Raw genomic sequence first — 11889 nt, forward strand, 5'->3', positions numbered from 1 at the left:
CCTCGTTGATGTGTCGCGGCGGCCCGCGGCAACTAGTCGACGTTGGTGACGAAATCCCGGGATGAGTAGGCTCGGCAGCGTGGCATTACCCCCCGATCCAAGCCCGACACTGTCGAACTACGCCCACCCCGAGCGACTGGTCACCGCCGACTGGCTGTCGGCCCACCTGGGCACCCCCGGCCTGGTGATCGTCGAGTCCGACGAGGACGTGCTGCTCTACGACGTGGGCCACATCCCCGGTGCGGTGAAAGTCGACTGGCACACCGACCTCAACGACCCCCGGGTCCGCGACTACATCGACGGTGCGCAGTTCGCGGAGTTGATGGACCGCAAGGGCATCGCCCGCGACGACACCGTGGTGATCTACGGCGACAAGAGCAACTGGTGGGCCGCCTACGCGCTGTGGGTGTTCACCTTGTTCGGTCACCCGGACGTGCGCCTGCTCAACGGCGGCCGCGACCTGTGGCTGGCCGAACGCCGGGAGACCACGCTGGACGTCCCCACCAAGACGTCCACCGGCTACCCCGTCGTCACGCGCAACGACGAGCCCATCCGCGCCTTCAAGGACGACGTGCTGGGGATCCTCGGCAGCCAGCCGCTGATCGACGTGCGCTCGCCGGACGAGTACACCGGCAAACGCACACACATGCCCGAATACCCCGAGGAGGGCGTGCTGCGCGGCGGCCACATCCCCACCGCCCGGTCGATCCCGTGGGCCAAGGCGGTCGACGAAAGCGGCCGCTTCCGCAGCCGCGAGGAACTCGAGGAGCTCTACGGCTTCCTCGAGCCCGACGACAAGACCGTCGTGTACTGCCGCATCGGCGAACGGTCCAGCCACACGTGGTTCGTCCTGACGCACCTGCTGGGCAAGCCCGGCGTGCGCAACTACGACGGGTCGTGGACCGAGTGGGGCAACACCGTGCGCACCCCGATCGTCGCGGGCCCAGAACCGGGACAGGCCCCGACCGTTTCCGTCTGATGGGTGCGCCATGAGCATGCCCGCGCCGCTGGCCGAGGTGGTCTCCGACTTCGCCGAGGTCGAGGGCCAGGACAAGCTGAAGCTGCTGCTGGAATTCGCCGACGAGCTGCCGGACCTGCCGCCCGAGCTCGAAGAGCAGGCCATGGAGCCGGTGCCCGAGTGCCAGACGCCGCTGTTTCTGCACGTCGACGCCAGCGACCCGAACCGGGTGCGGTTGCACTTCAGCGCGCCCGCCGAATCGCCCACCACGCGGGGCTTCGCGTCGATCCTGGCCACCGGGCTGGACGAGCAGCCCGCCGCCGAAATCCTGGCCGTGCCCGAGGATTTCTACGACGACCTCGGGTTGGCCGCGCTGATCAGCCCGCTGCGGTTGCGCGGCCTGTCGGCGATGCTCGCCCGCATCAAGCGCAGGCTGCGCGAGTCGACCTGAAAAAAGGTGGACCGCCTCGTCGGGCCCAACGGCGCGGCGCTTAGACTTCCCGAGAACTCGTTGTAAGAAATTCTCTTAGAGAAGCCCCGCAGAAATACGTCTGCGACCGATGCCATACAGGAGGCGCTGTGGCCAGTCACGCCAGCTCGAGGATCTCCAAAGTCCTCGTCGCCAACCGCGGCGAGATCGCTGTCCGGGTGATCCGCGCGGCCCGCGACGCGGGCCTGTCCAGCGTGGCGGTGTACGCCGAACCCGACGCCGACGCGCCGCACGTGCGGCTGGCCGACGAGGCGTTCGCGTTGGGCGGACAGACGTCCGCGGAGTCCTACCTGGACTTCGGCAAGCTCCTCGACGCGGCGGCCAAGTCCGGCGCCAACGCCGTGCACCCCGGCTACGGGTTCCTCTCGGAGAACGCCGATTTCGCTCAGGCTGTGCTCGACGCGGGCCTGATCTGGATCGGCCCCAGCCCGCAGTCCATCCGCGACCTCGGTGACAAGGTCACCGCCCGCCACATCGCCGCCCGCGCCCAGGCGCCGTTGGTGCCCGGCACCCCCGACCCGGTCAAGGACGCCGACGAGGTGGTGGCATTCGCCAAGGAGTACGGCGTGCCGATCGCGATCAAGGCCGCCTTCGGCGGCGGCGGCCGCGGCATGAAGGTGGCCCGCACCATCGAGGAGATCCCGCACCTCTACGAGTCGGCCGTGCGTGAGGCCGTCGCGGCGTTCGGCCGCGGCGAGTGCTTCGTCGAGCGCTACCTGGACAAGCCGCGCCACGTGGAGGCGCAGGTGATCGCCGACCAGCACGGCAACGTCATCGTCGCCGGCACCCGCGACTGCTCGCTGCAGCGCCGGTTCCAGAAGCTGGTGGAGGAGGCGCCCGCGCCGTTCCTGACCGACGCCCAGCGCAAGGAGATCCACGAATCGGCCAAGCGGATCTGCAAGGAGGCCCACTACTACGGCGCCGGGACCGTCGAATACCTGGTCGGCCAGGACGGCCTGATCTCCTTCCTGGAGGTCAACACGCGCCTGCAGGTCGAGCACCCGGTCACCGAGGAGACCGCCGGCATCGACCTGGTGCTGCAGCAGTTCAAGATCGCCAACGGCGAGAAGCTGGACCTCACCGAGGACCCCACCCGCGCGGGCACGCCATCGAGTTCCGGATCAACGGCGAGGACGCCGGGCGAGGCTTCCTGCCGGCTCCCGGCCCGGTCACCCGCTACGACATCCCGACCGGGCCCGGCGTCCGGCTGGATTCGGGCGTCGAGGCCGGTTCGGTCATCGGCGGACAATTCGACTCCATGCTGTCCAAGCTGATCGTGTACGGCGCCACCCGCGAGGAGGCCCTCGCCCGCTCCCGTCGCGCCCTGGACGAATTCCACGTCGAGGGGCTCGCCACGGTCATCCCGTTCCACCGCGCCGTCGTGAGTGACCCGGCGTTCATCGGTGACGGCGAGAGCTTCTCGGTCCACACGCGCTGGATCGAGACCGAGTGGGACAACACCATCGAACCGTTCACCGCCGGCGAGCCCCTGGACGACGAAGCCGACGCCCGGCCCCGCCAGAAGGTCGTCGTGGAGGTCGGCGGCCGCCGGCTCGAGGTGTCGCTGCCCGGTGACCTGGCGCTGTCGGGCGGGGGCTCCGGCGGCGGCGAGGCGGGTGTCATCCGCAAGAAGCCCAAGGCCCGCAAGCGGGGGGCGCACGCCGGTGCGGCCGCCTCCGGCGACGCGGTCACCGCGCCCATGCAGGGCACCGTGGTCAAGGTCGCCGTCGAGGAGGGCCAGGAGGTTGCCGCCGGCGACCTGGTGGTGGTCCTCGAGGCGATGAAGATGGAGAACCCGGTCACCGCGCACAAGGACGGCGTCATCACCGGGCTCGCGGTCGAGCCCGGCGCGGCCATCACGCAGGGCACGGTGCTGGCCGAGATCAAGTAGCGGCCCGACGGACTTCACCGGGATCACCGGGAGCGTTGTCGCCCCTGGCCACCACGAGTAGGGTGGCGGGCAAGGTTGAGTTCACAGCCGCCGCCCGGGGTACGTTGTTGGCGTGGGGACAGGCGAAACTCCCTGCTTCTGCGAACTTTTTGCAGTCGGCTGACGTATTCCACAGCAGGAATCCTCCGCACGGATGGAGTCAGCAATGTCTGTGGCGCAATCGTGGCAACAAAGCCGCACGGCGCAGTTCACCGCCCGGTGGGGCCCGACGGGCACCCTGATCACGGTCGACGGTGAGCTCGACGCGGCCAATGCGGATCAGCTCGCCGCGTACGTCCAACAGAGCGTCAACCGCTCCCGGCGGGTGATCCTCGACCTGCGCGGCCTGAAGTTCATTGGCACCGCGGGCTTTTCGACCCTGCACCGGATCAACGTGGTGTGCTCGGCCGCGCAGGTGTCGTGGGCCATGGCGCCGAGCCCGGCGGTGTCGAGGTTGCTGCGCGTCTGCGATCCGGACGGCACGCTCCCGGTGACGACGCCGAAGGCCGAGCCGCTGCTCGAGCCGCTGCGGGTCGATGAGGGCGAAAACCCCCGGCCGCTATTGCAATTGGTCCCGCAGCCGCGTTAGCGATTTCGCCAGTAGGCGCGAGACGTGCATCTGTGAGATGCCGACCCGCTCGGCGATCTGCGTCTGCGTCATCGACTCGAAGAACCGCAGCACCAACACCGTTCGTTCCCGCTCGGGCAGCGCCTCGAGCAACGGGCGCAACGATTCCTGGTCTTCGATGCGGTCCAGGCCGGTGTCCACGTCGCCGAGGGTGTCGGCGATCGCGCGAGCTTCCTCTTCCTCGCCCCCGCCCCCACTGTCGATCGACAAGGTGTTGTAGGAGCTGCCGGCGACCAGGCCCTCGACCACCTCTTCGCGGTCCATCTCGAGCTCGGCGGCGAGTTCGGTCGCGGTGGGCGCACGGCCCAGCCGTTGGGACAGATCGGCGGTGGCGGTGCCGAGCCGCAAGTGCAGTTCCTTGAGGCGCCGTGGCACCTTGACCGACCAGCTGTTGTCGCGGAAGTGGCGGCGGACCTCGCCCATGATCGTGGGCACCGCGAACGAAACGAAGTCGGAGCCGGCGTCGACGTCGAAACGCACCACCGCGTTGACCAACCCGACGCGCGCCACCTGGACGAGGTCGTCGCGCGGCTCGCCGCGGCCCTCGAAGCGGCGCGCGATGTGGTCGGCCAGCGGAAGGCAGCGCTCGACGATCTTGTCCCGTTGGCGCTGAAGTTCCATGGAATCGGCCGCGACGGAGGCCAACTCACGGAACATGTCCGGAACATCGGCGTACTCGTTCGGACGCGAGACCGAACCGCCGGCAGCTCGCGGTGTCACCTGCTGGAGGCCGCCCGTCGCGCCGTCAGTGTGATGCCGAAAACACTGCCGGTTTCATTGGGTTCGCGACCATCGTGAAAAGTCTGCACGTCGTCGGCCAACGACGTCAGCACATGCCAACTGAAGCTGCCGGGCGACACCACATCGTGGGTGTCGCATGCCGCGGAAGCCTCCACCACCAATTGGTCGTCCTGCGGATCGACCACGACGCTCAGCGTCGCGTCGGGAGTGGCCGAGCGAATCAACCTGGTGCACACCTCATCGACCGCGAGTCGCAGGTCCGCCACCGCATCGAAATCCAGGTCCTCGAAGGTGCCGATCGCGCCGACCAGGGTGCGCAGCATCGCGAGGTTCTCCAGCCGAGCTGCGACGTGAAGTTCGACGGCGCGATGGCCGCGCGGACGCTTGTTAGCGTGCGATCCAGCATCGTTCATATGGTCTCCCGGCATGGTTTGACTGACACTACTACTGCTCCGCAGCCCGCCGTGGACCGTGCGTTCGAGCCGGTCAGTCATGATCGCCGCCGGGTATCCGGCCCGCCATGGACGGGCCTGACGCGACCGATACAGACCGGACGCGCCGGCTTAGGCGCGTCGCAGTAATCGCCGGGGTCACGCTGATCGTCTTGCTGGTGGTCGCAGTGGGCATTTATGTCGATGTGCTCGTGTTTCTGTCCCCCATGATGGGGTGACGCCATTTTTGTCCAAGCAAACGCAACCGTTTCGGCACTCATCATGGTGCACACCTGATACCCACTCGACGGCGCCCGTAATCTCGGATTCGGGTTTCCGGCAGGATCTGACCGCGGGCGACGTCGTGGCAGGTCACCCGGGAAAAGCGGGGCGCCGCATGCGCGGACGGCCCCCTAGCTGGCGGGCCTTTGCCGCAGCACCTCGGGATGTTCGGAGTACCAGCGATCCGCGAGCCTGCGTATCCGCCGGTGCTCCAAGCCCAGCCAGATCAGACCCAGCACCGCGGCGACGACGGCGGTGACGCCCGCGGTCATGCCCTCATGGTGGTGTCCGGTCGCGAAGGCCGCCAGGCTCCCGCAGGTGCCGATCACCCCCGCGACCACCAACAGGTACCCCGGCCAGTGCAGGACGTCGATCAGCGACTCGCCGGCGAGCGGCCGCGTGGTCCTGAGATGGTCGACGGGGTCGTGATAGGTGTCTCCCATGGCTGCTCCCTGCTCCTCAGCGCACCATCAACGTTAGATCCCGGGGAGGCAAACCTAAAGAGCCAGCACCGGACCGGCGATCGGGGCGACGCCCATGGCGACCATCAGCGCCATGACGGTCAGCAGGAACCACCCGGCGCCCTGCCACCCCCACCAGGTTCCGCGGGCCTTCCACACGCGGTAGGTGCGCACGAACGCCCAGATCCCGCCGGCCAGCGCGATCATCGGACCGCCGATCGCCAGCAGGGTGCGCTGCGGCGGGCCGCAGGCCACCGTGTCGACGCCCCCGGCCGGACACGTGCTCACCCACACCGCGGCGATCAGCAGGAAGCCGACGGCGCCGGCCGTCGCCGCGGCGGCGAACCGGACGGCGGCGAGCACCTCGCGGTCTTCCTGTCCCAGGCGGTCACCGCCTGGTCGCTGGCCTGCTTTCTGCATCGTCCTCACCTCCCCGGATTCGGCCCGCCTACGTTCATCGCTAGCCGCGTCGTTTTGGTTACAACCCTCGCGGCGACGCCCCCCGGCGGCGGGTCTAAGAAATACCCCCGGACAAACCGGGGCAAACGGCCCGGGGCTCTGGTCAGGCCGTCAGGGCCGGTCGGTCAGGGCGCCGCGAATGGCCCGCATCGCGGCGTCGATCTCGGCGCGCGTGACGGTCAGCGCCGGGCGGAACCGGACGCCGTCGCGGCCCGAGGGCAGCACGATCACCGCGCGCCGCCACAGCCGGCGGATCAGCTCGTCGCGGTCGGCGGCGCTCGGCAGGCTGAACGCGCACATCAGCCCGCGGCCGCGGGGCTCGAGGACGACGCCGGGGAACTCGGCGGCGAGTTGCTCGAGGCAGCCCAGCAGGTAGGCGCCCTGGGCGGCGGCGCGATCGAAGAGTTCGTCGGCCTCGATCACCTCCAGGATGCGGCGGGCGCGCACCATGTCGGCCAGGTTGCCGCCCCACGTGGAGTTCAGCCGGGACGGCACCGCGAACACGTTGTCGGCGACCTCGTCGACGCGGCGGCCCGCCATGATGCCGCACACCTGGGTCTTCTTGCCGAATGCGACCACGTCGGGTTGCACGCCGAATTGCCGGTAGGCCCAAGCGGTTCCGGTCAGGCCGCAACCGGTCTGAACCTCGTCGAAGATCAGCAGCGCATCGTGCCGGTCGCACAGCTCGCGCATGGCGGCGAAGAACTCCGGCCGGAAGTGGCGGTCCCCGCCTTCGCCCTGGATCGGTTCGGCCACAAAGCAGGCGATGTCGTGCGGGTGGGCCTCGAAGGCCGCGCGGGCCTGGGCCAGCGACGCGGCCTCGAGCGCGGCCACGTCGGCCCCCGGCCGGATATAGGGGGCGTCGATGCGCGGCCAGTCGAACGTGGGGAAGCGATCCACGGTGACCGGGTTGGTGTTGGTCAGCGACAGCGTGTAGCCGCTGCGGCCGTGGAAGGCGCCGCGCAGGTGCAGCACCCGGGTGCCCAGCGCGGGGTCGAGGCCGCGCGCCTCGTTGAACCGGCTCTTCCAGTCGAACGCCACCTTGAGCGCGTTCTCCACCGCGAGCGCCCCGCCGTCGACGAAGAACAGGTGCGGCAGCGCCGGGTCGCCCAGCACCCGGGCGAACGTCTCGACGAAACGGGCCATCGCCACCGAGTACACGTCGGAATTGCTGGGCTTGTTCAGCGCGGCGGCGACGAGCTCCGCCCGGAATGCGTCGTCGCCGGCCAGCGCCGGGTGGTTCATGCCCAAAGCCGAGGAGGCGAAGAACGAGAACATGTCGAGGTAGCGCCGGCCGTCGCGGGCGTCATAGAGGTAGGAGCCGCGCGAGCGGTCCAGATCCAGGACGAAGTCGAAGCCGTCGATCAGCATGCTGCGCGCCAGCACCTCATGGACGCGGCCGGGATCCCGGTCGGCGTCCGGGCGGCGACCGGCGCGGTCGAAACGTTCCAGGGCGGCCGTCATGACGCCCATGCTACGGGCATGACGCCCGCTTTTTACACTATCATGGCGCCATGCCAGGATAATTTATGGAATATGCTGCCTATCAGCGTAAAAAGTATTCAGGATGATGGTGCTGCGGGTCTTGACGTTCGCGGCCGTCCGGATCCGCTGCAGCAGGTCCTCGAGCGCCCGGGCGGACGCGACGCGCACCAGCAGGACGTAGCTTTCTTCGCCGGCCACCGAGTGACACGATTCGATTTCCTCGATGTGCTCGAGTCGGGCGGGCGCATCATCGGGTTGAGAGGGATCCAGAGGAGTGATGGCCACGAACGCCGACAGCAGGTGCCCGACGGCCTCCGGGTCGACGCGCGCCGAGTATCCGGCGATCACGCCGCGGGCCTCGAGGCGGCGCACCCTCGACTGGACCGCCGACACCGACAGCCGGGCGCTGGCCGCCAGCTCCGCCAGCGTCGCGCGCCCGTCGGCGACCAGCTCGCGCACCAGGATCCGGTCGACATCGTCGAGCGTCTCACTCATGGCCGGAGACTATCGCAGGAACGGCGCGCCGTGACCCGCGCGAAATGGCTGCCGGCGTGGCAGCTTCGCGCGTTGTTCGCGGCGGGCCTCTCGGCGATGTACGCCGCCGAGGTGCCCGCCTACGGCACCCTGGTCGCGGTGAGCGAGCAGGTCAACGCCGATGTCGTGGCGCGCCATCCCGACGCCGAACGGTTCGGCTCGCTGCGGCGCGTCACCGCCGAGCGGCACGGCGCCATCCGTGTCGGCAGCCCGGCCGAATTGGCCGCGGTCGCCGACCTGTTCGCCGCGTTCGGCATGCTGCCGGTCGGCTATTACGACCTGCGCTGCGCGGCCTCCCCCGTCCCGGTGGTGTCGACGGCCTTCCGTCCGGTCGATGCAAACGAGCTGTCGCTCAACCCGTTTCGGGTGTTCACCTCGATGCTGGCCACCGGAGACGCGCGCTTCTTCGACCCTGACCTGCGCCGCCGCGTCGAGGCCTTCCTGGCGCGCCGCCGGCTGTTCGATCCCGCGTTGCTCGCCGGCGCGCGCACCATCGCCGCCGACGGCGGCTGCGCCCGCGACCGCGCGCACGAGTTCGTCGCGGCGGCGGTGGCGGCGTTCGCCATGTCGGCCGAGCCCATCGACAAGTCCTGGTACCACGAGTTGTCGCGAGTGTCCGCGGTGGCCGCCGACATCGCCGGCGTCGGCTCCACCCACCTCAACCACCTGACGCCGCGCGTCCTCGACATCGACGATCTGTACCGGCGGATGACCGGGCGGGGCATCGCGATGATCGACGCCATCCAGGGTCCGCCGCGCACCGACGGGCCGACGGTCCTGTTGCGCCAGACCTCTTTTCGCGCCCTGGCCGAACCCCGCCGGTTCCGCGGCGCCGACGGCCGGATCACCGAGGGGGCGCTGCGGGTGCGCTTCGGCGAGGTGGAGGCCCGCGGTGTCGCGCTGACCCCGAAGGGCCGCGCGCGCTACGACGCCGCGATGAGCGCCGCCGACCCGGCCGCGGTGTGGGCGGAGCACTTTCCGCCCACCGACGAGCAGATGGCCGCCGAGGGGCTGGGCTACTACCGCGGCGGTGACCCGTCGGCGCCGATCGTCTACGAGGACTTCCTGCCCGCGTCGGCGGCGGGCATCTTCCGGTCGAACCTGGACAGCGACGCCGAAACCGCCGACGCGCCAGACGAATCCGGCTACGACGCGCAGTGGCTGGCCGGGGCGATCGGCCGCGACATCGCCGACCCCTACGCACTCTACGAGGAGGCCTGCGCATGACCACCGAACAGTTACGCGCCCGGGTGCTGGGGGCATTCGACGCGATCGGCGTCACCGCGAGCCTCGGCGAGCCGGACGCCCATGGGCTGCCGGCCAGCACGCCGATCACCGGCGAGGTGCTCTTCACCGTCGCCCCCACCACACCCGACCGCGCCGAGCGGGCGATCGCCGAAGCGGCCCAAGCGTTTTCGGTGTGGCGAACCACGCCCGCGCCGGTGCGCGGCGCGCTGGTGGCGCGGCTGGGCGAGTTGCTGACCGAACACAAGCGCGAGCTGGCCACCCTGGTGACCGTCGAGGTCGGCAAGATCACCTCCGAGGCGGCCGGCGAGGTGCAGGAGATGATCGACGTCTGCCAGTTCGCCGTCGGCCTGTCGCGCCAGCTGTACGGGCGCACCATCGCGTCGGAACGTCCCGGGCACCGGCTGCTGGAGACCTGGCACCCGCTCGGCGTGGTGGGGGTGATCACCGCGTTCAACTTCCCGGTCGCCGTGTGGGCCTGGAACGCCGCGCTGGCCCTGGTGTGCGGGGACCCCGTGGTGTGGAAGCCCTCGGAGCTGACGCCGTTGACGGCGCTGGCCACCCAGGCGTTGATCGCCCGCGCCGCGGCCGACGTCGGCGCCCCGCCCGCGGTGAGCTCCCTGGTGCTCGGCGACCGCGACCTCGGCGGGCTGCTGGTCGACGACCCCCGGGTCGCGCTGGTGTCCGCGACCGGTTCGGTGCGGATGGGCCGCGAGGTGGGCCCCCGCGTCGCCGCGCGGTTCGGCCGGGTGCTGCTGGAGCTGGGCGGCAACAACGCCGCCATCGTGACCCCGTCGGCCGACCTGGACCTCGCGGTGCGCGCCGTGGTGTTCGCCGCCGCCGGCACCGCCGGCCAGCGCTGCACCAGCCTGCGCCGGCTCATCGTCCACGAATCGGTGGCCGGCGAGGTGGTGGACCGCGTCGTGTCCGCCTTCCGGCGACTGCCCGTCGGCGACCCGTCCGCACCGGGCACGCTCGTCGGGCCGCTGATCCACGAGACCGCCTACCGCGACATGGTGGGGGCGCTGGAATCCGCGCGCGCCGACGGCGGCGAGGTCATCGACGGCGACCGCAGGCACCCGCCGGGTCGCGAGCACCCGAGCGCCTACTACGTCGCGCCCGCCGTGGTGCGCATGCCCGCTCAGACAGCCATCGTGGCGACCGAGACCTTCGCGCCCATCCTCTACGTGCTGACCTACGACCGGCTGGACGACGCGATCGCCCTCAACAACGCCGTGCCACAGGGACTTTCGTCGTCCATCTTCACCACGGACCTGCGCGAGGCCGAACGGTTCCTGGCCGAATCCGACTGCGGAATCGCCAATGTCAACATCGGCACCTCCGGCGCCGAGATCGGCGGCGCGTTCGGCGGCGAGAAGGAAACCGGCGGCGGGCGGGAATCCGGCACGGACTCGTGGAAGGCCTACATGCGCCAAAGTACCAATACCGTCAATTATTCCGGCGAGTTGCCGCTGGCCCAGGGCGTGGAGTTCGGATGAAGCCTGTGAATCCATTGTGGCCGTCGTCTCATGTCGTGTGAGTACTATCTGACACATGCCGACAGCCCGAAGGCGTCTATCCCCCGAGGATCGGCGCGCTGAGCTGCTCGCTTTAGGGGCAGAGGTTTTTGGGAAGCGACCCTACGACGAGGTCCGCATCGATGAGATCGCGGAACGCGCCGGGGTGTCGCGGGCCCTGATGTACCACTATTTCCCCGACAAGCGAGCGTTCTTCGCAGCGGTGGTCAAGGACGAGGCCGACCGCCTGTACGAGAACACCAACATGGACGACGTCACCGGTCTGACCATGTACGAGGAGATCCGGGTCGGCGTGCTGGCCTACATGGCCTACCACGAGCAGAACCCGGAGGCCGCCTGGGCGGCGTACGTCGGGCTGGGCCGGTCCGACCCGGTGCTGCTGGGCGTCGAGGACGACGCCAAGAACCGCCAGATGGAACACATCATGTCCCGGATCAACCAGCTGCTCACCGAGCTGAACACGAGCATGGAACCCGACGTCGAGCGGCACCTGCGGGTGATCCTGCACGGCTGGTTGGCGCTGACCTTCGAGATCTGCCGGCAACGGATCATCGACCCCACCACCGACGCCGACAAGCTCGCCGACGCCTGCGCGCACGCGCTGCTCGACGCGATCGCGCGGGTGCCCGAGATCCCGGAGAAGCTCGGCGAGGCGATGTCCACCTCGCGGCTCTAAGCGCGGCATGTCGGTCCCCGTTGGCACCATG

The 11889-nt window shown here is 69.7% G+C and carries 12 protein-coding genes and 1 pseudogene; 7 read left to right on the top strand and 6 right to left on the bottom strand.

Features of this window, described 5'->3' with window-relative positions; genetic code table 11:
• Window positions 1-79 precede the first annotated feature (79 nt).
• The 4 genes and pseudogenes from W7U_RS16210 (at window position 80) to W7U_RS16225 (ending at window position 3967) form a co-directional block, all read left to right on the top strand.
• Complete coding sequence (locus W7U_RS16210; protein WP_008259924.1) at window positions 80-979, top strand: sulfurtransferase; 900 nt, start codon at window positions 80-82, stop codon at window positions 977-979.
• 10 nt (window positions 980-989) lie between these two features.
• Window positions 990-1409, top strand: a complete 420-nt coding sequence (locus W7U_RS16215) for a SufE family protein (RefSeq protein ID WP_008259926.1) — start codon at window positions 990-992, stop codon at window positions 1407-1409.
• 128 nt (window positions 1410-1537) lie between these two features.
• Window positions 1538-3339 (top strand): annotated as a pseudogene (locus tag W7U_RS16220) (acetyl/propionyl/methylcrotonyl-CoA carboxylase subunit alpha).
• Between the two features lie 193 nt (window positions 3340-3532).
• Entirely contained in the window at window positions 3533-3967 is a 435-nt protein-coding gene (locus tag W7U_RS16225) for an STAS domain-containing protein (protein WP_029384334.1), read from the top strand.
• Here W7U_RS16225 and W7U_RS16230 read toward each other — a convergent pair.
• From W7U_RS16230 to W7U_RS16255, 6 genes are all read right to left on the bottom strand, one after another.
• Window positions 3938-4726: an RNA polymerase sigma factor SigF gene (locus W7U_RS16230; RefSeq protein ID WP_008259929.1), complete on the bottom strand. Its 789-nt coding sequence runs from the start codon at window positions 4724-4726 to the stop codon at window positions 3938-3940. The genes W7U_RS16225 and W7U_RS16230 overlap by 30 nt on opposite strands.
• Window positions 4723-5160, bottom strand: a complete 438-nt coding sequence (locus W7U_RS16235) for an ATP-binding protein (RefSeq protein WP_008259930.1) — start codon at window positions 5158-5160, stop codon at window positions 4723-4725. The genes W7U_RS16230 and W7U_RS16235 overlap by 4 nt, the downstream gene beginning before the upstream one ends.
• Window positions 5161-5591: 431 nt before the next feature.
• Entirely contained in the window at window positions 5592-5903 is a 312-nt protein-coding gene (gene usfY / locus W7U_RS16240; RefSeq protein WP_008259932.1) for a protein UsfY, read from the bottom strand.
• Window positions 5904-5957: 54 nt separating this feature from the next.
• A complete protein-coding gene (locus W7U_RS16245) occupies window positions 5958-6341 on the bottom strand; it encodes a hypothetical protein (protein ID WP_008259934.1) in 384 nt (127 codons plus the stop codon).
• Window positions 6342-6491: 150 nt separating this feature from the next.
• On the bottom strand, window positions 6492-7844 hold the full coding sequence (gene lat, locus W7U_RS16250; protein WP_008259936.1) for an L-lysine 6-transaminase: 1353 nt from the start codon (window positions 7842-7844) through the stop codon (window positions 6492-6494).
• A gap of 63 nt (window positions 7845-7907) precedes the next feature.
• Window positions 7908-8360, bottom strand: a complete 453-nt coding sequence (locus tag W7U_RS16255; protein WP_008259938.1) for an Lrp/AsnC family transcriptional regulator — start codon at window positions 8358-8360, stop codon at window positions 7908-7910.
• Between the two features lie 30 nt (window positions 8361-8390).
• Between W7U_RS16255 and W7U_RS16260 the strand changes: the two genes are divergently transcribed.
• The 3 genes from W7U_RS16260 to W7U_RS16270 are packed head-to-tail and all read left to right on the top strand — an operon-like array spanning window position 8391 to window position 11858.
• Window positions 8391-9626, top strand: a complete 1236-nt coding sequence (locus W7U_RS16260) for a VOC family protein (RefSeq protein ID WP_008259941.1) — start codon at window positions 8391-8393, stop codon at window positions 9624-9626.
• Window positions 9627-9649: 23 nt separating this feature from the next.
• Entirely contained in the window at window positions 9650-11143 is a 1494-nt protein-coding gene (locus tag W7U_RS16265) for an aldehyde dehydrogenase family protein (protein ID WP_008259942.1), read from the top strand.
• 55 nt (window positions 11144-11198) lie between these two features.
• Window positions 11199-11858 carry a TetR/AcrR family transcriptional regulator gene (locus W7U_RS16270; RefSeq protein WP_008259944.1) on the top strand — a complete coding sequence of 220 codons (660 nt, stop codon included), beginning with the start codon at window positions 11199-11201 and terminating at the stop codon, window positions 11856-11858.
• Window positions 11859-11889 lie beyond the last annotated feature (31 nt).

The organism is Mycobacterium sp. H4Y (assembly GCF_000364405.1).
GTDB classification, from domain to species: domain Bacteria; phylum Actinomycetota; class Actinomycetes; order Mycobacteriales; family Mycobacteriaceae; genus Mycobacterium; species Mycobacterium intracellulare.